This window comes from Enterococcus sp. AAFC-DPL-6103 (assembly GCF_058216595.1).
Map to the genome: position 1 here is coordinate 1,012,280 of NZ_CM177102.1, position 25,392 is coordinate 1,037,671.

27 protein-coding genes and 1 other annotated feature are annotated in these 25,392 nt (G+C 37.6%); of the genes, 23 read left to right on the forward strand and 4 right to left on the reverse strand.

Features of this window, described 5'->3' with window-relative positions:
• Positions 1 to 59: 59 nt before the first annotated feature.
• A complete protein-coding gene (locus AC4BC3_RS05010; protein ID WP_490467125.1) occupies positions 60 to 557 on the forward strand; it encodes a dihydrofolate reductase in 498 nt (165 codons plus the stop codon).
• 68 nt (positions 558 to 625) lie between these two features.
• Here AC4BC3_RS05010 and AC4BC3_RS05015 read toward each other — a convergent pair whose 3' ends face one another.
• Positions 626 to 1,582, reverse strand: a complete 957-nt coding sequence (locus tag AC4BC3_RS05015) for an iron-hydroxamate ABC transporter substrate-binding protein (protein WP_490467126.1) — start codon at positions 1,580 to 1,582, stop codon at positions 626 to 628.
• A gap of 138 nt (positions 1,583 to 1,720) precedes the next feature.
• On the opposite strand from AC4BC3_RS05015, the gene AC4BC3_RS05020 reads away from it, so the two are divergent.
• The 10 genes from AC4BC3_RS05020 (at position 1,721) to AC4BC3_RS05065 (ending at position 9,963) form a co-directional block, all read left to right on the forward strand.
• Positions 1,721 to 2,551: an ABC transporter ATP-binding protein gene (locus tag AC4BC3_RS05020; protein ID WP_490467290.1), complete on the forward strand. Its 831-nt coding sequence runs from the start codon at positions 1,721 to 1,723 to the stop codon at positions 2,549 to 2,551.
• Positions 2,548 to 3,537: a FecCD family ABC transporter permease gene (locus AC4BC3_RS05025; protein ID WP_490467127.1), complete on the forward strand. Its 990-nt coding sequence runs from the start codon at positions 2,548 to 2,550 to the stop codon at positions 3,535 to 3,537. The genes AC4BC3_RS05020 and AC4BC3_RS05025 overlap by 4 nt, the downstream gene beginning before the upstream one ends.
• Entirely contained in the window at positions 3,534 to 4,523 is a 990-nt protein-coding gene (locus tag AC4BC3_RS05030; RefSeq protein ID WP_490467128.1) for a FecCD family ABC transporter permease, read from the forward strand. Before AC4BC3_RS05025 ends, AC4BC3_RS05030 begins: the two co-directional genes overlap by 4 nt.
• Before the next feature lie 260 nt (positions 4,524 to 4,783).
• The gene (locus tag AC4BC3_RS05035; protein WP_490467129.1) at positions 4,784 to 5,323 is read left to right on the forward strand and encodes a 5-formyltetrahydrofolate cyclo-ligase; all 540 of its coding nucleotides are present in this window, start codon (positions 4,784 to 4,786) and stop codon (positions 5,321 to 5,323) included.
• A 24-nt stretch (positions 5,324 to 5,347) separates the two neighbouring features.
• Complete coding sequence (locus AC4BC3_RS05040; protein ID WP_490467130.1) at positions 5,348 to 6,046, forward strand: rhomboid family intramembrane serine protease; 699 nt, start codon at positions 5,348 to 5,350, stop codon at positions 6,044 to 6,046.
• Positions 6,047 to 6,066: 20 nt separating this feature from the next.
• Complete coding sequence (locus AC4BC3_RS05045; RefSeq protein WP_067484177.1) at positions 6,067 to 6,279, forward strand: YqgQ family protein; 213 nt, start codon at positions 6,067 to 6,069, stop codon at positions 6,277 to 6,279.
• Positions 6,279 to 7,241 (forward strand): ROK family glucokinase, encoded by a 963-nt coding sequence (locus tag AC4BC3_RS05050; protein WP_206909667.1) that lies wholly within the window; start codon positions 6,279 to 6,281, stop codon positions 7,239 to 7,241. The genes AC4BC3_RS05045 and AC4BC3_RS05050 overlap by 1 nt, the downstream gene beginning before the upstream one ends.
• A gap of 15 nt (positions 7,242 to 7,256) precedes the next feature.
• Positions 7,257 to 7,649 (forward strand): rhodanese-like domain-containing protein, encoded by a 393-nt coding sequence (locus tag AC4BC3_RS05055; RefSeq protein ID WP_206909668.1) that lies wholly within the window; start codon positions 7,257 to 7,259, stop codon positions 7,647 to 7,649.
• Positions 7,650 to 7,764: 115 nt separating this feature from the next.
• Positions 7,765 to 8,130 carry a DUF488 domain-containing protein gene (locus AC4BC3_RS05060; protein ID WP_490467131.1) on the forward strand — a complete coding sequence of 122 codons (366 nt, stop codon included), beginning with the start codon at positions 7,765 to 7,767 and terminating at the stop codon, positions 8,128 to 8,130.
• A gap of 18 nt (positions 8,131 to 8,148) precedes the next feature.
• On the forward strand, positions 8,149 to 9,963 hold the full coding sequence (locus AC4BC3_RS05065) for an FAD/NAD(P)-binding protein (protein WP_490467132.1): 1,815 nt from the start codon (positions 8,149 to 8,151) through the stop codon (positions 9,961 to 9,963).
• Between the two features lie 71 nt (positions 9,964 to 10,034).
• On the opposite strand, the gene AC4BC3_RS05070 is transcribed toward AC4BC3_RS05065, so the two are convergent.
• Positions 10,035 to 10,202: a DUF3042 family protein gene (locus AC4BC3_RS05070; RefSeq protein WP_067484184.1), complete on the reverse strand. Its 168-nt coding sequence runs from the start codon at positions 10,200 to 10,202 to the stop codon at positions 10,035 to 10,037.
• A gap of 255 nt (positions 10,203 to 10,457) precedes the next feature.
• On the opposite strand from AC4BC3_RS05070, the gene galE reads away from it, so the two are divergent.
• The 7 genes from galE to tsaD all read left to right on the forward strand — a co-directional run bounded on the left by galE (position 10,458) and on the right by tsaD (position 16,871).
• Complete coding sequence (gene galE / locus AC4BC3_RS05075) at positions 10,458 to 11,447, forward strand: UDP-glucose 4-epimerase GalE (RefSeq protein WP_206909671.1); 990 nt, start codon at positions 10,458 to 10,460, stop codon at positions 11,445 to 11,447.
• Between the two features lie 10 nt (positions 11,448 to 11,457).
• Positions 11,458 to 12,942: a UDP-glucose--hexose-1-phosphate uridylyltransferase gene (galT, locus tag AC4BC3_RS05080; protein ID WP_490467133.1), complete on the forward strand. Its 1,485-nt coding sequence runs from the start codon at positions 11,458 to 11,460 to the stop codon at positions 12,940 to 12,942.
• Positions 12,943 to 12,966: 24 nt separating this feature from the next.
• Positions 12,967 to 13,947: a LacI family DNA-binding transcriptional regulator gene (locus AC4BC3_RS05085; protein WP_490467134.1), complete on the forward strand. Its 981-nt coding sequence runs from the start codon at positions 12,967 to 12,969 to the stop codon at positions 13,945 to 13,947.
• A 194-nt stretch (positions 13,948 to 14,141) separates the two neighbouring features.
• Entirely contained in the window at positions 14,142 to 14,864 is a 723-nt protein-coding gene (gene tsaB / locus AC4BC3_RS05090) for a tRNA (adenosine(37)-N6)-threonylcarbamoyltransferase complex dimerization subunit type 1 TsaB (RefSeq protein WP_490467135.1), read from the forward strand.
• Positions 14,848 to 15,390, forward strand: coding sequence for a ribosomal protein S18-alanine N-acetyltransferase (gene rimI, locus AC4BC3_RS05095; RefSeq protein WP_490467136.1), 543 nt, complete (start codon positions 14,848 to 14,850; stop codon positions 15,388 to 15,390). The genes tsaB and rimI (AC4BC3_RS05095) overlap by 17 nt, the downstream gene beginning before the upstream one ends.
• Before the next feature lie 6 nt (positions 15,391 to 15,396).
• Positions 15,397 to 15,864 (forward strand): ribosomal protein S18-alanine N-acetyltransferase, encoded by a 468-nt coding sequence (rimI, locus tag AC4BC3_RS05100; RefSeq protein ID WP_206909677.1) that lies wholly within the window; start codon positions 15,397 to 15,399, stop codon positions 15,862 to 15,864.
• The gene (tsaD, locus tag AC4BC3_RS05105) at positions 15,861 to 16,871 is read left to right on the forward strand and encodes a tRNA (adenosine(37)-N6)-threonylcarbamoyltransferase complex transferase subunit TsaD (protein ID WP_490467137.1); all 1,011 of its coding nucleotides are present in this window, start codon (positions 15,861 to 15,863) and stop codon (positions 16,869 to 16,871) included. The genes rimI (AC4BC3_RS05100) and tsaD overlap by 4 nt, the downstream gene beginning before the upstream one ends.
• Positions 16,872 to 16,926: 55 nt before the next feature.
• On the opposite strand, the gene AC4BC3_RS05110 is transcribed toward tsaD, so the two are convergent.
• Positions 16,927 to 17,637 (reverse strand): Crp/Fnr family transcriptional regulator, encoded by a 711-nt coding sequence (locus tag AC4BC3_RS05110; protein WP_206909679.1) that lies wholly within the window; start codon positions 17,635 to 17,637, stop codon positions 16,927 to 16,929.
• 471 nt (positions 17,638 to 18,108) lie between these two features.
• Here AC4BC3_RS05110 and arcA point away from each other — a divergent pair, with 471 nt between their 5' ends.
• The 4 genes from arcA (at position 18,109) to argS (ending at position 23,652) form a co-directional block, all read left to right on the forward strand.
• Positions 18,109 to 19,338, forward strand: coding sequence for an arginine deiminase (gene arcA, locus AC4BC3_RS05115; RefSeq protein WP_206899841.1), 1,230 nt, complete (start codon positions 18,109 to 18,111; stop codon positions 19,336 to 19,338).
• A gap of 111 nt (positions 19,339 to 19,449) precedes the next feature.
• The gene (gene argF, locus AC4BC3_RS05120) at positions 19,450 to 20,469 is read left to right on the forward strand and encodes an ornithine carbamoyltransferase (RefSeq protein WP_206909680.1); all 1,020 of its coding nucleotides are present in this window, start codon (positions 19,450 to 19,452) and stop codon (positions 20,467 to 20,469) included.
• A 101-nt stretch (positions 20,470 to 20,570) separates the two neighbouring features.
• Complete coding sequence (gene arcC, locus AC4BC3_RS05125; protein WP_206899840.1) at positions 20,571 to 21,518, forward strand: carbamate kinase; 948 nt, start codon at positions 20,571 to 20,573, stop codon at positions 21,516 to 21,518.
• 152 nt (positions 21,519 to 21,670) lie between these two features.
• Positions 21,671 to 21,885: a binding site (T-box leader), on the forward strand.
• 75 nt (positions 21,886 to 21,960) lie between these two features.
• Positions 21,961 to 23,652 (forward strand): arginine--tRNA ligase, encoded by a 1,692-nt coding sequence (gene argS / locus AC4BC3_RS05130; RefSeq protein WP_490467138.1) that lies wholly within the window; start codon positions 21,961 to 21,963, stop codon positions 23,650 to 23,652.
• Between the two features lie 86 nt (positions 23,653 to 23,738).
• On the opposite strand, the gene AC4BC3_RS05135 is transcribed toward argS, so the two are convergent.
• Positions 23,739 to 24,209, reverse strand: a complete 471-nt coding sequence (locus tag AC4BC3_RS05135) for an arginine repressor (protein ID WP_490467139.1) — start codon at positions 24,207 to 24,209, stop codon at positions 23,739 to 23,741.
• A gap of 353 nt (positions 24,210 to 24,562) precedes the next feature.
• On the opposite strand from AC4BC3_RS05135, the gene rpsB reads away from it, so the two are divergent.
• On the forward strand, positions 24,563 to 25,345 hold the full coding sequence (gene rpsB / locus AC4BC3_RS05140) for a 30S ribosomal protein S2 (protein WP_067484207.1): 783 nt from the start codon (positions 24,563 to 24,565) through the stop codon (positions 25,343 to 25,345).
• Positions 25,346 to 25,392: the final 47 nt, after the last annotated feature.

Below are 25,392 nucleotides of genomic sequence, written 5' to 3' on the forward strand. Positions count from 1 at the left end.
ACCAAAAATTGTGTATGCTTCTTGATAGAATGAGAAAGTTAGCTAAAGGAGCGGATAATTTGTTTATCTCAATGTGGGCACAAGATCGTAACGGTTTGATTGGAAAAGATGGGTTATTACCGTGGAAACTACCAAATGATATGCGTTTTTTTCGTGAACATACAATGAATCGAATATTAGTGATGGGACGAAAAACATATGAAGGGATGGGAAAATTAAGTTTGCCATATCGCCATATTATTGTTTTAACAACACGTCCAGACCTTAAAGTTGCTGAAAACGCGGAAGTCATGCATTCAGTTGAAGAAGTGTTAGCTTATAGTAAACAAGTGACAGAAGACATTTACGTTTCTGGTGGCAGTCGAATTTTTCAAGAACTACTACCAGAAACAGGCATCATTTGGCGAACCTTGATTGATGAAGAATTTGAAGGTGATACGTATATTGGCGAAATCGACTTTTCTGATTTCACGTTAGCAGAAGAACATGTTGGGATTTTAGATGAAGAAAACCAGTATCCGCATCGTTTTCAAAAATGGGTGCGAAAAACGAATTGACAGTTAAGAAGGAATGAAAAGAGCCAGGACAAGTGAATGTCCTGGCTCTTTTGATATTTCAGAAGTTTTTAGTTTAATTTTTCAGCAAGATCGTTTAGCATTTCTTGACTAGCAATTGGTCCATTGTACAACCAACTAGATTCTGGGCCAAATTCGAGCAAGTGATTTTCTTTGACTGCTTTCAGATTTTTCCATGCAGGTTCCTTGAACATAGCAGCACCTTGGTCACTATTGACCAAAATCAAATAATCAGCATCTAACTCAGCTAATTTTTCTGAAGAAACGGCAGACCAATCTGAAGTAGCATCTTTGGAAATCTCTTTCACTAAGCTAGGTACACCAAAACCTAAATCGCCATAGACAATGCGACCACTTGAGCGATTTTCACTCACCATAAAGGCAGAATTATTGGTTACCCATAGCACGGCTGCTGTTTTACCAGTGATTTTATCGGCTAATTTTTCTTTGGTTTTTTTGGCAGAATCTTGGTATTCATTGATGATTTCTTTTGCTTGGTCTTCTTTTGCCAAAGCTTTACCCACATCTTTTAACTGATCTTCCCAAGTTACATCGCTACCATTTGTAACGACATAAGTAGGGGCAATTTTACTGTATTGGTCATATTTTCCACCTTCAACAGTTGCCGAAGAGGAAATTAGAAGTAAGTCAGGTTCAAAACTTAAAACTTTTTCGTAAGGTAAGTCATAAGAAATCGTTGGTATATTTTTCAGGTCATCTTGCAAATAATCTTGGATTGATCCGCTACCAACCGTCCATTGTGCAACAGGTTTTTCACCTAGTGCAATCAAATAGTCTTCTAAATAGCTTCCAATGATTCGTTTTGGTTGATTCGGAATGGTTACTTTATTGCCCAAAGTATCTGTCACAGTGTGCATACCATTGCTTTTTGCTGTAGTTGTCGAAATTGTTGTGTCTGTCGTTTTATTTGCTGTGGAGCAAGCGCCTAATAAACCAATTAATAATAAAGTCGTTGAGATTGTGAAAAACTTTGCTTTTCGTTTCATTTTCTTCCTCCTAGAATAATTGAGAATCATTCTCAGATGTTATTATTCCTGATAATTAAAGCACTGTCAACCAATTTTTAGTGAAAGTAAAAGAAAACTTGTGCTTGACGAATTTGTGAAGTAGCGTCATAATTGAGAATGATTTTCAACGAAAGGATGGGTGAAATGGCAAAAATTGAAGCAGTCGACATTGCAGCAGGATATCCCAAAAAGCAAATTATTGATGCCTTATCAGTAAAAATACCTGAGGGCAAAATTACTAGTTTGATTGGGCCAAATGGAAGTGGAAAATCGACATTATTAAAAAGCTTCACACGAATCCTTCCTGTGAAAAAAGGGAAAATCATTGTGAATGATTCTGAAATTTCTACATATAGTTCAAAAGAGTTGGCACAAAAAATTGCCTTACTAGCACAAAGTAGTGATCATCCATTGGGGATGACCGTGGAAGAAATTGTTTCTTATGGCAGATATCCTTATCAAAAACCCTTTAGTGGTTTGACTGTAGAAGACCATGAAGCGATTCAATGGGCGCTGGAAGCGACTAGTTTAGATACTTTAAAAGCAAGAGAGATTGCTACCTTGTCTGGTGGACAAGCGCAACGTGTATGGATTGCTATGGCGTTAGCACAAGAAACAGACATTTTGATTTTAGATGAACCAATTACTTTTTTAGATCCCGCACATCAATTAGAAATCTTACATTTATTAGAAGAAATCAATCGCGTAAAGCAAACTACGATTTTGATGTCCATTCATGATATCAATCATGCCTCTCGTTTTTCAGATTATTTATTAGGATTGAAAGCTGGTCGATTATTAGTTGAAGGGTCGCCAAAAGAAGTAATCACAAAAGAATGGATGCGAGAAATTTTTGAAATTGATGCACAAATTGTTCATTTGCCTGATTCTGACAAGCCAGTCTTTCTAACTTATGATTTACTTTCACGACAGGAGGCAAATCAATGACGAGTAGAAAGAAAAGTCGTTTTATTTGGCTACTTATAGTAGTAAGTACGATACTTTTTTTATTAGCTGTTGCAAATGGTGTAGCAGAAGTAACGGTGAAAGATTTGTGGTTATCCATTGTTCAATTTGATCCAACGAATCAAGCACAACAAATTTTACGAACGATTCGACTCCCACGAGTGCTAGGCGCATTTGTTGTTGGTAGCAGTTTTGCGCTAAGTGGTGCGTTGATGCAAGGTGTGACACGTAATCCATTGGCAGATTCTGGGTTATTGGGAATCAATGCAGGTGCGTCTTTAGCTATGGCTATTAGTTTTGCTTTTTTACCAGATGCTTCTTCTTTTCAAACGTTTTTGATTTCTTTGATGGGGGCATTAGTAGTGACGACTATTGTGTTTGGCTTTCTCAAATTTTCCAAAATAGGCATCAATCCAGTTCAACTAATTTTAGCTGGGGTGGCGATTAGCTCATTTTTTACTGCCATTAGTCAAGCACTAACCCAATTATTTAATTTGCAACAAGATTTAGCTTTTTGGTTTGTCGGAGGAGCAGCAAACATCACTTGGCGACAATTGACAATTTTGTTACCTGTTTATTTAGTTGCTTCAATTTGTGCTTGTTTGCTAGGTAAAGCAATCTCATTAGTTAATTTAAGTGAATCCCATGCTGTCGCACTTGGTGGAAATCCACGAAGAACGCGTCTTATTTCTTTTGGAATGGTGGCGATTCTATCTGCAATTGCTGTGTCACTTGTAGGTCCTGTTTCATTTATTGGTTTATTAGTACCACCCTTGATTCGTGGTGTTGTAGGTTCAGACTATCGGTATGTTCTACCCGGTTCTTTTTTAGCGGGAGGATGTTTAGTAATGGCAGCAGATCTAGTTGCGCGGATGATCAATCCACCGTTTGAAACACCTTTTGGTTTAATTATTGCTTTGATTGGTGTACCATTCTTGCTTGTTCAAGTTAGGAGGGAAGAGGGATGAAAAAGTTCCGATGGCTGATAGTCTTCTTACTGTTCTGCTTGTTCATCAGTGCGTTGCTCAGTTTGATGATTGGGACACCAGTTTTATCTATTCAACAAGTTATTGATGGGGTTACTGGCTCTGCCTCACCAGTTATACAGCTGATTATCCAAGAATTTCGTTCACCACGGCTAATTGTTAGTCTCTTGGCGGGGATGTGCTTAGGTATTTCTGGATACTTATTGCAAGGAGTCACTAGAAATGAACTGGCAGATGCTAGTATTTTAGGAATCAATGCAGGTGCTGGCTTTTTTGTCATGCTTTATTTGGGTTTCTTTTCACAAGCTGCAGCAACTTTTCTTTTGCCATTTGCGGCTTGCCTAGGTGGCTTGCTGGCCGCCCTTTGTGTGTATCTTACTTCTTATACCAAAAGTGGTATGTTGAAAATGAATCGAATTTTACTTTCGGGAATTGCGGTAAACGCTGGATTCTCGGCGATGACTTTGCTAGTGACAATCAAAATCTCAAAAGAAAATTACGGTTTCGTAAATGCTTGGTTAGCAGGATCTATTTGGGGCGCTAGTTGGGCTTATGTTTGGGCGTTGCTTCCATGGGCAGTATGTCTCTTGCCTCTCGCTTTTTATTATAGTCAACAGATTGGGCTTCTCTCTTTTGGACAAGAACAGGCACAAAGTTTAGGATTGCATGTCCGAAGAAGTCAACGGACATTATTGATTTTGGCAGTGGGATTAGCTTGTGCCAGTGTTGCTGTCGCAGGTAGTTTATCCTTTGTAGGCTTGTTAGCACCACATGTGGCAAAAACAATTGTCAAAAAAGAGAATCAATGGACGTTTTTACTAAGTGGTTTATTTGGTGCCTTATTAGTGAACGTAGCCGATATTATTGCGCGTGTCATTCTCCCAAGTGGTGAAATCCCGACAGGAATTTTGATTGCGTTAATCGGTGCGCCGTATTTTCTTTATTTATTATTTCAAAAGCAAGCTTAAAGGTTGTGGTTCAAAGCGTTCAGCCCTAAAAAAATAGCAAACAGACGCGCAAAATAGCTCTTCATAAATAATTTTTGCTGTTTGAACACTCGTAAATAGAGTTCGTGACAAAATCTTTACCTTAAAAAATCTGGAGCAAAGAGTTCAAGTACTCATCTTGAACTCTTTTTCTTTTGAGAGAAACAGGTATTTCTCTGTCACAGCATTGCTATTTTATTCATTTTTCGATACCATGCTATCAAGGAAGGTAGGTTGGGGGAGTGAATCAAACGAAAGCACAATTACGTCAACTAGGCGTTCAGACATTAAAAAATCTAGCACCAAACAAAAAAGCAGAGAAGGAACGACGGATCCATCAAAAATTATTTTTGAGTTCAGCATTTCAAAACGCCCAAACGATTGGAATAACTTTAGCAAATGAAATCGAAGTCGCAACAGAGCCTGTTATCCATTATGCTAAGCAACAGCATAAAAAAATTGTGATTCCGAAAACATTACCCAAACGTCAAATGGCTTTTTATGAGCTGACAGTTGAAACGATTTTAGAACGATCCAGTTTCGGTGTGTTAGAGCCAACAAATTCACGACTTTTTTTACCCAAACAAATCGATTTATTGATTGTACCTGGTTTAATATTCACAAAATCGGGTTATCGAATTGGTTTTGGTGGTGGGTATTATGATCGTTATCTACAACAATATCCCAATCAAACAGCGAGTTTGGTCTTTACGGAACAGTTGAATGATGAATGGTTGCCAGAATCATTTGATCAAAAAATTGAACAATTGTTTATTGATTAATTTTATTACTAATAGGAGGTTTTCATGGATTACCAACAAAAACGAAAAATCCAATTTTGGTTGAAAAAACCAATCTGGACATATATTTTTTTAGGAGTTCAAACGATTGTGTTTGTATTGATGTACTTGTTTCCAGAGCTAAAAATAGAATCATTTGGTGGAATGTACGGCCCCTTTTTTGCCTATTATCATGAGTGGTGGCGCTTGATTACTCCAATCTTTATTCACTTTGGCTTGATGCATTTTGCAGTTAACTCAGTCACGCTTTATTTTATGGGCTCGCAAATTGAAACGATTTATGGACACTGGCGTTTTTTCCTTATTTATTTATTGAGTGGCATAGCTGGAAATCTAGCAAGTTTTGCGATGAATCAAGTGGGTGTGTTATCTGCTGGAGCAAGTACGTCACTGTTTGGAATGTTTGGAGCTTTTGTGATTTTAGGCTTTCATTTCCGAAATAACCCTGCAATTACACAGATGGTTAGACAGTTCTCGTTATTTATCGTTTTAAGTTTAGTCTTTGGTGGATTTGACACATCAGTTGATATCTGGGGCCATGTTGGTGGCGTTCTTGGTGGACTACTTTTAGGAAATATCTTAGGCTTGCCGGAACAAAGAGGAAAATTTTCAATTCATCAACGAATTATTTCTGGAATGATTTTTATTTTTCTTTTAGTAATTTGTCTTTTAGTGGGTTTAAAAAAGTATGGTTTACTTGTATAATGTGAAGGAAGTGCTTTAACATGGAAAGCTTGTATGACGTACAACAGCTGTTCAAAAAATTTGGCATCATCATCTATGTCGGCTCGCGGATTTATGACATAGAGTTGATGACAATTGAATTAAGAACGTTATATGACAATCGCTTGATTGATCATGATACGTACATGACGGCATGGCGCATTCTGAAAAGAGAGCACCGAATAGAAGAAAGCCGAAAGAAAGGAAACGTGTAATGGACAAGAAAATTATTGGAATTGATTTAGGTGGAACAACTGCGAAATTCGCAATTATGACTCCAGAAGGTGAAATTCAACAAAAATGGAGTATTGATACCAATATTTTAGATGAGGGTGTACATATTGTCCCTGAAATCATTGAATCAATCAATCATCGTTTAAATTTATATAACATGAAAGCGGAAGACTTTATCGGTATTGGTATGGGGACTCCCGGAAGTGTCGATAGCGAAGCTGGAACAGTGATTGGTGCGTACAACTTGAACTGGACAGAATTACAACCAGTGAGAGAACAAATCCAATCAGGCACTGGAATCCAGTTTGCGATTGATAATGATGCCAATGTTGCTGCCTTAGGGGAACGCTGGAAAGGTGCTGGCGAAAATGATCCTGATGTTGTTTTCGTTACATTAGGAACAGGTGTTGGCGGTGGAATCGTTGCTGCCGGTAATCTTGTACATGGCGTTGCTGGGAGTGGTGGTGAAATTGGTCATATTACTGTGGACCCAAATGGTTTTGAATGCACATGTGGAAAACGTGGCTGTTTAGAAACGGTTTCTAGTGCGACAGGCGTGGTACGTCTAGGACGTTTCTTAGCGGAAGAATATGCAGGTGATTCAACACTTAAAGCAATGCTTGATAATGGTGAAGAAGTTACAAGTAAAGACATTTTCGAGTTGGCAGAAGATGGCGATCCATTTGCATTGATGGTCGTGGATCGTGTTTGTTTCTACCTAGGACTAGCTTGCGGAAACTTAGGAAACACGTTGAATCCTTCAAGTATCGTTTTAGGTGGCGGAGTATCTGCAGCCGGCGAATTTTTACGTAGCCGTGTCGAAAAATACTTTATGGAATTCACTTTCCCACAAGTAAGAGAATCAACAAAAATTAAATTAGCAGAGCTTGGTAATGAAGCAGGTGTCATTGGCGCTGCATCATTAGCCTTGAAGTTTGCGTAAAGATGGAGGCAACTCATGTTTTTTTGGATTAATATTTTTTTGATCGCGATTATTTTAGCGATTGTATTTTGGGAAGCATACTTACGTATCATGGCAAAACGTTCAGCAAAAATGTTAGATGAAGAAGAGTTTCGTGAAGGAATGCGTAAAGCACAAGTCATTGATGTCAGAGAAAAAGATGTTTTTGATGCTGGACATATTTTAGGTGCACGAAATATTCCTTATACTGTATTAAAGAATTCATTAGGCTCCATTCGTAAAGACCAACCTGTCTATATTTACGATCAAAGAAAAAGCTTGAGCATTCGAACAGCTAACAAATTGCGTAAAGAAGGCTTTAAAGAACTTTATATTCTAAAAGGCGGCTATGATGGCTGGTCTGGTAAAATCAAAAGCAAAAAAGTTTAATTGACTATTTTTTAAGGATAGAGGAACTAGCAAACAGTTCTTCTATCCTTTTTTATTTTTGTGCTCTCATCCATTTTTGGCTAAAATAAAGAGTGAAAGGAAAGGAGCAAAGAAAATGATTCAATTGAAACGAGCTTATCAAAAAGCGGAAGAAACAGATGGTTTCCGAGTTCTTGTTGACCGTATGTGGCCAAGAGGTGTTTCTAAAGTAGAAGCAAAATTAGATTTATGGCTGAAAGAAGTTGCACCAAGTACAGAGCTGAGAAAGTGGTACAACCATATCCCAGAAAAATTTTCTGAGTTCGTTGAACGTTATCAAGAAGAATTGCTAAATAAAGAAGCTTCTCACCAAGCATTTCAGAAATTACTGGCTATTTGTCAAAAAGAAAAACAAGTAACACTTGTCTATGGTGCAAAAGATGAAACGGAAAATCAGGCAGTCGTATTGAAAAAATTATTGGATCAACAACTGGCTGTTTAAATAAAGAGAAGGTGTAAGATGAAGATTGGTATTATTGGTGCAGGTCCACGTGGCTTAAGCATGTTAGAAAGAATTTTACGTAATAAACAAACGAATCAATCGCTTCAAATTTTTTTATTCGATGTGATTGGCCCTGGTGGACGAGTTTGGCGAATAGATCAATCAACTGATCTGCTGATGAACTCGGTCTCACAACAAGTAACATTGTTTACTGACGACACACTATCGACGGGAGGAGCCATTTCTCCAGGTCCCAATCTTTATCAATGGGCGAAAAAAGAAGGAATTTCTTTTGTGAAACAACAATCATTGAAAAATCAGGATTTTTTTCTAGCAGAGATGGCGCAATTAGGAAAGAATGAACACGCAACTCGTTGTCTGTATGGTTTGTATCAGCAATGGTTTTTCATGGAACTTCAAAAAGAATATCTCGACAAGATTACTTTTGTTCACTCACTTGTTAATAGTGTCTCACAAGCAGATTCAGGTTTTGAGTTGAAAACAGAAGACACAGCTTTCTTTATGGATCAAATCGTATTGGCGAGTGGTCATTGGGAAAATGAATTGATGAATGAGGAACTGGCTTTTGCCGACTATGCACAGCAACATGATTTATTTTATCAACCCCCAAGTAACCCGGCAGATGTTTCAGTTGCCGATATTCCTGCGAATGAACCGATTTTTTTGCGTGGGCTAGGATTGGCTTTTTTTGATTACATTGGCCTATTAACTGTCGGTCGTGGTGGTTATTTTGAAGAACAAGAACATCGCCTTACTTATCATCAATCTGGTAAAGAACCGATTATTTACGCGGGCTCTCGTCGTGGAGTTCCCTATTACCCAAGGGGTGAAAATCAAAAGCAGGGAGGTGCGATGGCACGGCTCAAGTTATTAACGACAAAGAATCTAAAAAAATGGCAGGCAAAAGGACAGTTGACAGGTGAAACATTTTTTTACTTGTTCAAAAAAGAAGTCGAATTGTTTTATTATCAAAAAACGATTGAAGAACAACAATTGGCTATCGATCCTTTTGAGTTTGAACGAGCGTTCTTGTTAAAGTCTTCTGAGGAATGTTTGGTCGATTATCCGCAATTAGAGCCGTATATTTGGTCATGGGAAAGGCTGGAACATCCTCTTTCAACTTTTTCAGATGACTTTGAAAAGGGTATTCGCTCCTTTTTGGCGTGGCAAATCAATGAGGCTGAAAAAGGAAATAACACGGGTGCGTTTAGTTCAACCTTAGATGCAATCAAAGACTGGCGTGAGCCAATTCGTGAAGCCATTGCGTGGGATATTTTTTCAGTTGAAGAATATCGTGAACAATTGTGGTCTTGGTTTACACCGCTGAATGCTTTTTTGACTATCGGTCCACCTTTGAGAAGGAGCAAAGAGCTCGCCGCGCTGATAGATGCCGGTATTTTTCATATAGCAGCTCCACCATTTGAAATCAAACAAGCTAGAGGGTCTTTTTGGATTGAAACAGAAGAGAAGCCACTTGAAAGCCGTTATTTACTTGAAGCACGTTTGCCGATTAATAGTGTGTCTTATTCGAAAAACCCAATCATTCAAAGCCTGAGAAAAAATGGCTTGATTCGTCCCTATCAAAAAACAGAAGATGCAGAACATTATTTTTCAGGCGCGATTGATGTAAACAAAGCAAATCAAGTTATCAGCGCAAATGGAAAAGTGATTCCCAACTTTTACTGTTATGGGATACCCGTTGAAGGCGTCGATTGGTTGACGGCTGCTGTGGCACGTCCATATACAGATGCATGGAATTTAAGACAAGCAGATTTGATTGCTCGTCATTTGTTGACTAATCAAAAAAAGTAAACAAAAAAGACAGCTAGGATGAACAAGTCATAAGTGACTGGACATCTTAGCTGTCTTTTTTAAATAACTGATTAACGTGCAACACGTTTACGCATCGCTTTTTTTCGATTTTCTTCGATCATCGATTCTTTTTCATCAATTGGATCAATTACCGTTTTTTTAACTGAAGCGACAACGCCTGCTACAGCAGCAACAGTTGCTAAGCTTCCGACTAATAATCCAGATACAAATTTTTTCATTGAACACACCTCTTAATTGTTTGATACCTCCATTATGAAACAAAAATCAAAAAAAGGCTAGTTAGACGATCATTTGAAAACCTTTACAAAAACGATTGAAAAAAATTACTAAATGTTTTATTATAAATTTACTAAATAAAATCATAGAAAAAGTTGGTGATTGTCAAAAACTGTTTCGAAACTTCCGTTTTCTTTTGGTACAATGAAAGATGGATGATCAAAGAGAGTCAACTATCAATAAAGGAGTGTTTAAATATGTCAATTTTAGTTTTAGGTGGTGCTGGATACATTGGTTCACATGCCGTCGATCAACTGATCCATAATGGGTATGATGTTGCTGTTGTTGACAATTTACTAACGGGGCATCGCCAAGCAGTTCATCAAGATGCACGTTTTTATGAAGGTGATATTCGTGACAAAGCATTTTTAAAAACGGTATTTGAAAAAGAAAAAGTCGAAGGTGTGATCCATTTTGCTGCAAGCTCACTAGTGGGGGAATCCGTAGAAAAACCATTGGATTACTTTAACAATAACGTTTACGGTACACAAATTTTGCTTGAAGTCATGCATGAATTTGACGTAAAACAAATTGTTTTCTCATCAACAGCAGCAACATATGGTGAACCAAAAATGTCTCCAATAACAGAAGAAACCCCAACTAATCCCAAAAATCCTTATGGGGAAAGTAAATTGATGATGGAAAAAATGATGAAATGGTGTGACAATGCGTACGGGATGCGTTATGTGGCTCTTCGCTATTTCAATGTAGCAGGTGCGAAGGCGGATGCAAGTATTGGTGAGGACCATACTCCTGAAACACATTTAGTACCGATTATCTTACAAGTAGCATTAGGACAAAGAGAAGAATTGGCCGTTTATGGTGACGATTATGATACACCAGATGGGACTTGCGTTCGCGATTACGTTCAAGTGGAAGATTTGATTGCCGCACATATCAAAGCCTTAGAATATTTAAAAGCTGGAAATGAAAGTAACTTCTTTAATTTGGGAAGTAACAATGGTTACTCTGTCAAAGAAATGCTTGAAGCGGCTCGCGAAGTTACTGGCAAAGAAATTCCTGCAAAAATTGCGCCTCGTCGTGCAGGTGATCCAAGTAAATTAGTTGCTTCAAGTCAAAAGGCAAAAGAGATCTTAGGCTGGGAGCCCGCATACACTGACATCAAAGCGATTATCAAAACAGCATGGGATTGGCATGTAAGTCATCCTCATGGCTACGAAGAATAGGAGAAGTGATATGTCTATCAGTCAAACAATTTGCGACTTTGCAACGCTTTCGATTGGTTCTGGTGGCTTTATGGAAATGGATCGAATTTATCTTCAAAATCGACTATTAAGTTTGATCGGTGAAGAAGCGTTAACTGGAGAGGTCACACCACGTCCAGTAACGGTACCTGCAGTGGATTTGCTGGCAGAATTAGTTCAAGTAGCAAAGAATAATCAAGTCATTTCAGATTTGCCTGCGGAACAAGAAATATTTGAAGCGCAGTTAATGGATTTTTTGACGCCCCCGCCGTCTGTTGTTAATGCTTTTTTTGCACAGCACTATGCTAATTCACCTGAGGAAGCAACGGAATACTTCTTTCAGTTAAGTCAGCAAAATGACTATATCAAAACGCGTGCGATTGCTAAAAATATTCAGTTTCCCGTACAAACTGCTTATGGAGATCTTGAAATTACAATCAATTTATCGAAACCTGAAAAAGATCCAAAGCAAATTGCTACAGAACGAGAAGCAGTGAAAGTAGACTATCCAAAATGTTTGCTTTGTATGGAAAATGAGGGATATCGAGGACGTTTGAATTATCCTGCAAGAACAAACCATCGAATTATCCGTATGAATCTAGATGGCGAAAGCTGGGGTTTCCAGTATTCGCCGTATGCATACTACAATGAACATTCAATTATTTTGTCAGAAGATCATCGTCCAATGCAAATCAATCGAGACACCTTCCGCCGATTGCTACGGATCACGGAAGTGTTACCTCATTATTTTGTGGGATCAAATGCAGATCTACCAATTGTAGGTGGTTCTATTTTATCTCATGATCATTATCAAGCAGGGCGACATGAATTTCCTATGGCAAAAGCACCAATGGAACGTTTGATCAAGTTAACCGATTATCCTCAAGTCATTGCAGGAATCGTGAAGTGGCCAATGTCGGTGATTCGTCTTCAATCACCAGACAAAGAACTTCTTATAGATGCGGCAACAACTATTTTAGAAAAATGGCAAGCTTACTCGGATGAGTCCGTCGAGGTTTCAGCATATTCTGCTGACGGGACTGCACACCACACGATTACTCCGATTGCTCGTAGGAAAGATGGCTACTTTGAATTAGATTTAGTATTACGTGACAACAATGTATCTGAAAAACATCCGGATGGGATTTTCCACCCACACAAGGACGTTCAGCATATCAAAAAAGAAAACATCGGCTTGATTGAAGTGATGGGATTAGCCGTGTTACCGCCACGATTAAAAACAGAACTTGAAGAAGTGGAAAAATATTTGTTGAACCAAGAAAATCACTTGGCTGATTATCATCGTGAATGGGCAGATGAGTTGCAGGCAACTCATACAATCACAGCTGATCGTGTGACTGAAGTCGTGCAGGAAGCCGTTGGTCAAGTATTCTTGCGGGTGTTAGAGGATGCGGGTGTGTTTAAACGGACAGAAGAAGGACAAGCAGCATTTGCTCGTTTTACTGATTATTTATAATTGATCCAGTGAGGAGGAAACATCATGGCAACAATTAAAGATATTGCACAGTTAGCAGGTGTTTCTCCTGCGACTGTTTCAAGAGTCTTGAATTATGATTCGGAACTCTCAGTAGGCCTAGCGACCAAACAGAAAGTTTTCGAAGCAGCAGAGCAATTAAACTATACGAAACATAAAAAAAGTCTTTCGGCTAATCAAGCAACTTTACGATTGGTTCAATGGCACAATGAAAGCGAAGAACTCGAAGATTTGTATTATTTAGCGATCCGTCTGGGTATTGAGAAGAAGGCAGAAGAATTGAATGTTGATTTGCTAAAAGAAACTTGGGATTCTATTAGTGAACGTGAAGTTGATGGAACAATTGCTGTTGGTAAATTCGACTTGCAACAGTTAACAGAGTTGAAAAAATCTCAGTCAAAATTACTTTTAGTTGATTCCGATGGGACATCAGTAGGTATCGATTCGCTAACCGTCGATTTTTTCTCAAGCGTAAAAAAAGTAGTCGATTATTTTCTGTCACTACATGCTAAAAAAATCGCCATGCTAACAGGGAAAGAATATACTAAAAAAAATCGTCAACTATTGAGTGATCCAAGAAGACTAGCTTTTGAACAAATCATGACTAGCGCGGAACAAAAACCATTTGCTATAATTGAAGCCGATTTTTCGGTGGAAGCAGGTTATTTAGCAATCAAACAATTTTTAGATGAAACAATTGAAAAACCAGATGCTTTATTTGCTGCAAATGATGCATTAGCAATTGGCGCGTTAAAAGCAATTCAAGAGAGTGGCTATCATGTACCTGAGGATATTGCAGTCATCGGATTTAATGACAGTAGTGTAGCTAAGTATGTGACACCTGCGTTATCAACGGTAAAAGTTTATACTGAATGGTTGGGGGAGATTGCTGTCGAGACGATTTTACAGTTGATTCAAACAGAAGCTCCCGTTCCAAGAAAAATCGTGGTTGGTACAGACTTGATCGTTCGAGAATCAACGGAATGAACAATTGAAATGCTAATGATCAAAACTAGCGAAATTTTGTGTAAGAACCTACTCATCAAGTAACGTTTACAATAGATGAGTTTGTCCGTAGTTCTTATGGAGTATCGCTAGTTTTTTTGTTGTTATCTCAGACTAGGTTTCCGTAAAAAGTGTGCTACAATAAGAAACGATAGTTAACGGAAAGGAACCAAAACATGATTACATTAGGAATTGATACAGCAAACCAAACTTTAGCTATAGGTATCGTGGAGGATGATGTAGTTCTTGGACAAATTCAAACGAACATCAAACGAAACCATAGCATTACTTTGATGCCAGCAATTGACCAATTATTTGCTGATCTTCAATTAGAGCCAACAGCAATTGATCGCATTGCTGTTTCTGATGGACCAGGTTCATATACTGGTTTGAGAATCGGTGTGACGACTGCAAAAACTTTAGCCTATACAATGAAAAAAGAGTTGGTGGGGATTTCTAGTTTGAAAACAGTCGCAGCTAACTGTGTGAATATCGAAGGTGTGATTGTACCACTCTTTGATGCGAGACGTAAGAATGTTTACGCGGGAGCGTATCAATGGAAAGAAAATCGTTTAGAAACGTTGATTGAGGACAAACATTCCTCTCTAGAAGATCTACTCACAGAATTAAAAGCACTTGAACAATCTATTTATTTTGTTGGTAGCGACTGTCGAAAATTTGAAACAGAATTAAAAGCAACTTTACCAGAAGCAACAATCAATTTGATTCCTCAATGGGATATCCCGAATGGAACTGTGCTAGCAAATTTAGGAGCACAAGCTGATCCTGTCTCTGATGTTCAAGCATTCTTACCACGTTATTTAAAAAAGGTAGAAGCGGAAGAAAAATGGCTAGAAAATCATACGCCTGGAGCCGAAAGTTATGTTGAAAAAATTTAAAAAATTAACGAAAAATTTGTTCCGAGAATCATCTTTTTATCCTGTTAAAGAGCTAGAAATAAATCAAGCCATTTATCAAATACGTCAATTGACGATATCAGATATTAAGGATTTATTGACAGTCGAGAGAGAAGTCTATCTTGGTGAATTACCTTGGACGCGGAGCGCATTTATATCTGAATTTCGTTCTCCTTTGATTCATCTATATTTGGGTGTCTTTATCAATGAGACGCTAGTGGGATTCATCGGTTCACGAATCATCGGAACCGATTGTCATATTACAAACATCGCATTGATGTCTCGCTATCAGCGGAAAAGTATTGGCTCGTTCTTGATTGACGAAATAGAAAAGTTTGCTATAATGAATCGCTGTGAGACTCTTTCGTTAGAAGTTCGCGTAGGTAATAGAGATGCGCAAAAGTTGTACCGAAAGCTGGGTTTCGAATCAAGGACCATCAAAAAAGGATATTATACTGAAAATAATGAAGATGCCTTAGACATGGTAAAAAATTTAGAAAAAGAGTGAAGATTGTTGATTTATCAAAAAGCAGCATTTGATTACAATGACTTGGCAGAAAAGCTCTGGTTGATTAGTAATCAGGCGTATACACATGGTTCACCATGGACAAAAACACAGTTTTTAGCAGATCTACAGCAACCTCATACAGACTATTTGATAGCGATTGAAGCAAACGAAATCATTGGTTTTTTGGGTTTTAGCCGTGTAGTAGATGAAGTTGAAATCACCAATATTGCAATAGACTCAACTTTCCAAGGAAAAGGGTATGCGCGACAATTGTTGAAAGCGTTGATCCAGCAAGAAAAAGCGAATGATGTGTTTCAAGTTTTTCTAGAAGTTCGTCAATCAAATGAGAGGGCAAAATGCCTGTATGAATCAGAAAAATTTCGAGTGTTGGGCATTCGTAAATCTTATTACCATCAACCAGTAGAAGATGCCTTTATAATGAGTACAAAGTTAAAGACGGAGACGATAAAATGAATAGAGAATTGATTCTTGCGATTGAATCAAGTTGTGACGAAACAAGTGTTGCTGTCGTAGAAGATGGGACAAAAATCTTGTCAAATATTGTTGCATCGCAAATAAATAGTCATAAGCGCTTTGGCGGTGTCGTACCAGAAGTCGCTAGCAGACATCACGTAGAACAGATCACGCTTTGTATTGACGAAGCATTGACTGAGGCGAAGGTAACAGTAGCTGAAATTTCTGCAGTGGCAGTTACCTATGGACCGGGATTAGTTGGGTCTTTATTAATTGGTATCTCTGCTGCTAAAGCATTTGCATGGGCAAATAACTTACCTTTGATTCCCGTCAATCACATGGCGGGGCATATCTATGCTGCACGATTTATTAAACCATTTGAATTTCCGCTAATCGCTTTACTTGTTAGTGGCGGACATACGGAACTTGTTTATATGCAAGAAGACGGCTCTTATGAAATTATTGGAGAAACACGCGATGATGCAGCTGGGGAAGCTTATGACAAAGTTGGGCGTGTCCTTGGGTTGACTTATCCTAGTGGAAAAGAAATTGATGAATTAGCGCATCAAGGAAAAGATAATTATCATTTTCCAAGAGCGATGATCCACGAAGCAAACTATGATTTTAGTTTTAGTGGTTTGAAAAGTGCATTCATTAACTTAGTTCATAATGCAGAACAGCGTGGAGAAGAGCTAGATAAAAATGATTTAGCTGCTAGTTTCCAAGCGAGTGTTGTAGAGGTACTGGTGACTAAAACATTACGCGCATGCAAAGAATTTCCAGTAAAACAATTAGTTGTTGCTGGAGGTGTTGCAGCTAATCAAGGGCTTCGCGAAGGATTAACCACAGCGTTAGCGGAAGAAATGCCAGAAGTTGAGTTGATTATCCCTCCACTACGTTTGTGTGGAGATAATGCAGCAATGATTGGTGCAGCAGCACATGTTGAACGACAAAAGGGAATTGTTGCTGAATTAAAATTGAACGCAGACCCTAGTTTAGTTCTGTAAAAATGATAAAAAAAGTAGCAAACAACTTGAATGTTGTTTGCTACTTTTTTCTTTTTTATTCATCGGTATCTCTTAAAGCAGGAGTGACGGCGGTTTTACAAAAAGTAAATTGTTTTTTTCGATAGTCAAGTAATCCGCTATCGCGCAATTGTTTGATGACTTGGCCAGCAGTTTCTCTGGTAGTTCCGCTATTAACAGCTAACTCTTTTAGGGTGATTGGATAAGGAATACAAATGTGTCCATCTTCTGTTGGAACACCGAGCTCTTCTTTTAAAATAAATAAATTTTGTTTTACTCGATCAAACGCACTGGAAGTTAAGCCAATTTGAATTCGTAATTCATGCATCTCAACAACTTTTGAAATTTTATGAATAAGTGCAATCAGTTGTTCAGAATTGTTTCGCGCAAGTTTCTCATAAATGCTCACGGGTAAATAAAATGTATCGATGTCTGTCATTGCTTGTGCAGTATAAGCATAGGATTGTGCTTCAAAGATTCCTGCCATAGGAAATAAGGTGCTCGCATTTACATAGTCATAGTAGTAATAAGTGGCACTTTCATCATAACGTTCAAGACGAACGAGTCCTGTTGTTAAAATATAGAAGCGTTGACGTTCATCTCCTTCATCAAAAAGAATCTGTCCTTTTTTATAGGAACGAAGGACAGTATGTTCCTTGATCAATTGAAATTCTTCGTCAGTAAAATGCATGAAGTCTGGTTGATATCGTAATTTGGAAAAATGGTAATCAATTTTAGTTATTCGCATGTCAAACCTCTCTCCTTATTTCTTCACTACTACCATTGTCCCGTTTTTCACTTGATTTGTAAAGGCAAAGAAATAACGGTAATTAAACGGTAAATTAGTGGATAGATAAAAAAATTTGTTATTAAAGAGAAAATATTCATTAATAATCCACATAAATGAATATTAGTGACTTAGTTTAAGATATATTGCATAAAAAAAGATATTGCTTAATAAGTAAACGCTAACAACGTTATTATTTCAATAAATTTATTATATTCAAAAATATTTTTTTGATGAATAAATATTTTTTTTAGAGTGTTTTTACCTGTAAAGAATGAATAAAACTTAATAAAATGAAGAAAAACGTTTAATTATTTAATAACGGAATATTAACGTGAAGGATCTCTCGTTTTAAATGCAAAGAAATTATGAAAAGGGTTACAAAACGACGGTATTCTATACATGTAATCAAAACGAAGGAGGCAACACAACATGGATAAACCAATTCACGTTTTCTCTGAAATAGGGAAGTTAAAAACCGTTTTGTTAAAACGGCCTGGACAGGAAGTTGAAAACTTGACACCAGATATTATGGATCGTCTATTATTTGATGACATTCCATATCTTCCAATTGCTCAAGAGGAACATGACTTATTTGCTAAGACGTTACAAAATGAAGGCGTTGAAACACTTTATTTAGAAAAACTCGCTGCAGAAGCAATTGATGCAGGCAATGTGAAAGAACAATTCCTAAACAAAATGTTAGACGAATCGCACATTGCATCAAATGCTGTGAGAGATGGTCTTCATGAGTTCCTTCTATCAATGGAAACACAAGAAATGGTAGATAAAATTATGGCAGGTGTTCGTACAAAGGACATCGAAGTTCGTTCAAACAGCTTGTACGACTTGTCAGCAGACGATGAATATCCATTCTACATGGACCCAATGCCAAACCTATACTTTACAAGAGATCCTTCCGCATCAATCGGAAATGGGATGACTGTCAATCGTATGACTTTTGAGGCACGTCGTCGTGAATCAATGTTCACTGAGTATATTTTGAATCATCATCCACGCTTTGCAAATAAAGGTGTCGAAGTTTGGTTAGATCGTGATACTACTGAACATATTGAAGGTGGAGATGAACTAGTTTTAAGTGATAAAGTTGTCGCAGTAGGGATCTCACAAAGAACCAATGCAAAAGCTTTAGAAACAATGGCACGTCGCTTGTTCGCTAAAAACTCAGGATTTGAAAAAGTTCTAGCAATCAAGATCCCTAATAATCGTGCCATGATGCACTTGGATACAGTATTTACCATGGTTGACTATGATAAATTTACAATCCATCCAGCAATTCAAAGTAAAAACGGAAAAATCGATGTCTATACAATTGTTCCAGATGGTGATGACATCAAGATCACTCACTCAGATGATCTACATGCAACATTGAAAGATGCTTTAGGATTAGATGATTTAGTCTTGATTCCAACTGGTAATGGCGATGCAATTGTTGCGCCACGTGAACAATGGAATGATGGCTCAAATACGTTAGCTATTGCACCAGGTGTGGTTGTCACATATAACCGTAACTATGTGTCAAATGAATTACTAAGAAGCTACGGTATCAAAGTGTTGGAAATCAATTCAAGTGAATTGTCTCGTGGTCGTGGTGGTCCACGTTGCATGAGCCAACCACTTGTACGTGAAGATTTGAAATAAGTTTGAATTTTCCAGCGATAGTCCTACTGTCAGCTGTCGCTGGGATTTCCTCTTAAATCAATGAAATTCCGTCTTAAATTATAAAAACAAACTAAAGGAGAATGTTTTATTATGAAAGAATCAGTATTTCAAGGAAGAAGCTTATTAGCAGAAAAAGATTTTACTAAAGAAGAGTTACAATATTTGATTGATTTCTCTCAACATTTAAAAGATTTGAAAAAACGTGGCATTCCACATCATTACTTAGAAGGTAAAAACATTGCTTTATTATTTGAAAAAACTTCTACACGTACACGTGCAGCTTTTACAACTGCTGCGATTGACTTAGGTGCTCATCCAGAATACTTAGGCGCAAATGATATCCAATTAGGCAAAAAAGAATCAACAGAAGATACAGCTAAAGTATTGGGTAGTATGTTTGACGGAATTGAATTCCGTGGTTTCAGTCAAAAAATGGTTGAAGAACTTGCTGAATTCTCAGGCGTTCCAGTTTGGAATGGTTTAACTGACGAATGGCATCCAACTCAAATGATTGCCGATTTCTTAACAATCCAAGAAAACTTCGGAAAAGTTGAAGGAATCACTGTTGCTTACTGTGGTGATGGCCGTAACAATATGGCGAACTCATTATTAGTAACTGGTGCTATTTTAGGAACAAACATGCGTATCGTTGCACCGAAAGAATTACAACCAGAAGAAGAAATCGTGAAATTAGCAGAAGGCTTTGCAGCTAAATCAGGTGCAAAACTAATGATTACTGACGATGTTGATAAAGGTGTTGACGGTGTTGACGTACTTTATTCAGACGTATGGGTATCAATGGGTGAAGAAGACAAATTTGAAGAACGCATCAAACTGTTGAAACCTTACCAAATCAACATGGAAATGGTTGAAAAAACACATAATACAGATCGTTTGATTTTCTTGCATTGCTTACCAGCATTCCATGATACGAACACTGTTTACGGTGAACAAATGAAAGAACGCTTTGGTATTACTGAAATGGAAGTAACAGACGAAGTCTTCCGTAGCAAATATGCACGTCAATTTGAACAAGCTGAAAATCGTATGCACTCAATCAAAGCAATTATGGCTGCAACATTAGGCAACTTGTTTATCCCTCGCGTTTAATAAACCACATTCATCTCATGTACAAAACGAGGCAGAGGACGCGAGTGCTTGCTGCCTCGTTTTGTCATTGATTAACATTGTCTGAAGAAAGGGCGAATAATATGGCAAATCGAAAAGTAGTTGTCGCTTTAGGCGGTAACGCGATTTTATCAACTGATGCAAGTGCAAAAGCACAGCAAGAAGCATTGATGGAAACAGCAAAATACTTAGTGAAATTTATTGAACAAGGTGACGAGTTGATCATTTCTCATGGAAATGGCCCACAAGTTGGTAACTTATTGATCCAACAACAAGCAGCTGATTCGGAGAAAACACCAGCAATGCCATTAGATACTTGTGTTGCAATGACAGAAGGTTCTATTGGCTATTGGTTACAAAATGCAATGGGGGAAGTGTTGAAACAAAAAGGTATTGACAAAGATGTCGTTTCATTAGTCACACAAGTTATCGTAGATGAAAACGATCCTTCTTTCAAAAATCCAACAAAACCAATTGGTCCATTCTATTCAGAAGAAGAAGCTACTGCACAAATGAAAGCAGATTCAAATGTCACGTTTAAAGAGGACGCTGGTCGTGGTTGGCGTAAAGTAGTTGCTTCACCAAAACCAATTTCAATCAAAGAAGCGCGTGTAATCGAAGCGTTGGTTGATCAAGGTGTAGTTACTGTTTCTGTTGGTGGTGGTGGCATTCCAGTAGTTGAAACAGCAACAGGCTTAGAAGGTCGTGAAGCAGTAATCGATAAAGACTTTGCTTCAGAAAAATTGGCAGAAATCATTGATGCTGATCTATTGATTGTTTTAACTGGCGTGGACAATGTTTATGTCAACTATCAAAAACCTGATCAAAAGAAATTGGAAACTGTAACCATTTCAGAAATGAAACAATATATCAGTGAAGACCAATTTGCTCCTGGTAGTATGCTGCCAAAAGTTGAAGCAGCTATTCAATTTGTAGAAGCTCGACCAAAAGCAAAAGCAATCATCACTTCTTTAGAAAACATTGAAAACTTATTGGCATCTGAAGAAGGAACGATTGTTGTTGCTGATTAATTTGTTAAGTCTTTCGTGTAAACGAAATGATTTATAGCTATTTTTGCCCAGGTGGAGTTTCTTCTCCTTTAGACCATCTGGGCGGTTTTTTTTATAAAGGAGCTAGCCAGAAATGTTTTTTTCTGTTATAATTCAAAACAGTTTAATACTTTTATGATTTGTTGAACAAGAGAGTACTTGTGCTGATTCTTGCTGAGCGAGTTCGGGTGATTGGTGGGAGCCGAATGAAGAAAACACAACGAAGCGCACTTGGAGAATTTCTGCCTTTGAGTGAATCAAAGCGGACGGTCATCTACCGATAACAGATTGAGTGGGTCTTAGTGGATAAGACAACTGGAGTGGTACCGCGGGTAATCTCGTCTCTAGCAATCACAATTACTGTGATTGCTAGAGACTTTTTTTATTGTCTTCAACAATCATGGAAAATTTAGGAGGAACTTAAATGAATAACAAAGACTTAGTTGCAAAAGCCGTTTATGATGTAGTGAAAGACGACTTGACACTTGAACAAGTACAACAATTATTAGAAAATCCAAAATCAGCTGATCATGGGGATGTTGCTTTTCCAGCTTTTTCATTAGCAAAAATCTATCGTAAAGCACCACAACAAATTGCAGCAGATTTAGCTGAAAAAATTGCACCAGAAAACTTTGAAAAAATCGAAGTGGTTGGACCATACTTAAACTTCTTTATGAATAAAAAAGCGATTAGCCAAGCTGTACTACAAGCAGTAGTAGAACAACAAGCACATTATGGTGATAGCACAATTGGTAATCAAGGTACGGTACCAATCGATATGTCTTCACCAAATATTGCCAAACCAATCTCAATGGGACACTTACGTTCGACAGTTATCGGAAACTCAATTGGTTTTATTTTAGAAAAAATTGGGTATCAACCTATTCGGATCAATCACTTAGGTGACTGGGGAACACAATTTGGTAAATTGATCGTTGCTTACAAAAAGTGGGGTTCAGAAGAAGCGGTCAAAGCTGAACCAATCAATGAATTATTACGTCTTTATGTGAAGTTCCATGAAGTAGCCGAAACTGAACCAGAATTAAATGATGAAGCACGTTCTTGGTTTAAACGTCTAGAAGAAGGCGATGCAGAAGCCATTGAATTATGGCAATGGTTCCGTGATGAATCAATGAAGGAATTCAATAAAATCTATGATTTGCTAGAAGTTCGTTTTGATTCACTGAATGGTGAAGCATTCTATAATGATAAGATGGATGAAGTCGTAGAACTTTTAGAAGAAAAACATTTATTAAAAGAAGATAAAGGTGCAGAAATCGTTGATCTAACTGCTTATGATTTAAATCCTGCCTTGATCAAAAAATCAGATGGTGCAACACTTTATATCACTCGTGATTTGGCTGCGGCACTTTACCGCAAACGTACGTATGATTTTGCACAATCTTTATACGTTGTTGGGAATGAACAAAGCTATCACTTTAAACAATTAAAAGCTGTTTTGAAAGAACTTGGTTTTGATTGGTCAGATGAAATGCATCACATTCCATTTGGGTTGATTACCCAAGGTGGTAAAAAATTATCCACACGTAAAGGCAAAATTGTCTTACTTGAAGAAGTCTTAAATGAAGCAATCGATTCTGCAAAAGAACAAATTAGCGAAAAAAATCCAGACTTGGAAAACAAAGACATCGTTGCTAAACAAGTGGGTGTTGGCGCAGTAATTTTCCATGATTTGAAAAATGATCGTTTGAATACTTTCGACTTTAACTTAGAAGAAGTTGTACGTTTCGAAGGCGAAACAGGACCTTACGTTCAATACACACATGCTCGCGCAATGAGCTTACTTGAAAAAGCAAACTTTGTTCCGTCAGCTGATACACATTATGCATTAAATGATGAAAGCAGCTGGGAAGTGATCAAGTTGGTTCAAAAATATCCAGAAACTGTTTTATCTGCTGGCGAAAAATACGAACCTTCAATTATTGCAAAACATGCAATCAAATTAGCTCAAGCATTTAACAAATACTATGCACATACAAAGATTTTGGCTGATGATGGCCAAAAAGAATCTCGTCTAGCACTTGTTTATGCAGTAGCTGTTCTATTGAAAGAAGATTTACGTTTACTTGGCTTACACGCACCAGATAAAATGTAATTGAACTATTTTTCTTAGAATCGAAAACAAAAATAAAAAGCAACAGACTCAAATGTAAAGTTTGAAGTCTGTTGCTTTTTTGATTATCAATGTAATAAGTGCTTTTTAAAATACAACTCGATTTTCTTGGCATCTTCTTCTGATTCAGAAAGTACGATGACTGTATCAAATCCAGCAATGGTGCTAAGCATATGCGGTGGCTTGATGTCATCTAAGATGGAAGCAAATAAATGCGCATTGTCTGGTAAGGTACCGATGATTGTCAAAAAGTGGACACGTTCGACTTTTAGTACGATTTCTTCAATCATACGAATTAAACGTTTTTCTTCTTCATTTTTTGTTTCGTCATCGTCTTCACCATGAAATAAAACAAAGCGGGAAAGACCATCAGCATCAGGTGCCTTGACGATTTTTAAATCGCGAATATCGCGAGAAATCGTTGCTTGCGTTGCGGTTACCTGATAGTCACCTAATCTCGTTAATAAATCTTCTTGTGTTCGAATGGGAAACTCTTCAATAATCTGTTTAATCAATAAATGTCGGTCGGCTTTTCGCATCGTTTTCTCCTTTACAAAAGATTTCATCCGTATCATAACAAAAAAAGCTAGGATTGCCCACCTGCATTTTTTAATCGAAAGAGTTAAATAGGAAGTCATAGTAGAAAATTCAAGTGGAAGTAAGAATTTTACTTGAAAAAATCAGCTTCTTCCGTTAAACTAATGAATGTTGAGCAGAAAACTTCTTTTTCTTATTGCTATAGATAAACTTTATCTGTATAATAACCAAGGATGCTTTTTTGCATCAATAAATCCACATTTTTGTTGGATTGTCGGTAGGTGCTTGTAAAAGTTTGCTGGCAAGTTTGAAGACAAGAAGAGGAAAATAAAAACCTAATTGGAGGAAACACAAAATGGCAGTAATTTCTATGAAACAATTACTAGAAGCCGGCGTACACTTTGGTCACCAAACACGTCGCTGGAACCCAAAAATGAAGAAATATATCTTCACAGAAAGAAACGGTATCTACATCATTGACTTACAAAAAACAGTTAAATTAGTAGATGCAGCTTATGATTACATGAAAAACGTTGCTGAAGAAGGCGGCGTAGCATTATTCGTAGGTACTAAAAAACAAGCACAAGAAGCAATCAAAGAAGAAGCAACTCGTGCAGGTCAATACTTTGTAAACCACCGTTGGTTAGGTGGAACATTGACTAACTGGGATACAATCCAAAAACGTATTAGCCGTTTGAAACAAATCAATGCAATGGAAGCTGATGGAACTTTTGAAGTTCTACCTAAAAAAGAAGTTGCTGGTTTGAACAAAGAACGCGAACGTCTTGAAAAATTCTTAGGTGGTATCGCTGATATGCCAAGAATCCCAGATGTAATGTACATCGTTGACCCTCGTAAAGAACGTATTGCTGTTCAAGAAGCTCATAAATTAAATATCCCAATCGTAGCTATGGTTGATACAAACTGCGATCCAGATGAAATCGATGTAGTAATCCCTTCAAATGACGATGCAATTCGTGCCGTTAAATTGATCACTTCAAAAATGGCTGATGCATTTATCGAAGGAAACCAAGGTGAAGACCAAGTGGTTGAAGAAGATTTTGTAGCAGAAAACAATGCAACATCAATCGAAGAAATCGTTGATGTTGTTGAAGGCGACAACTCTTCAGCAGAATAATTTTTGAATGATGGAGCTGTTTCAAAGGCTAGGCGACAAGCCTCACT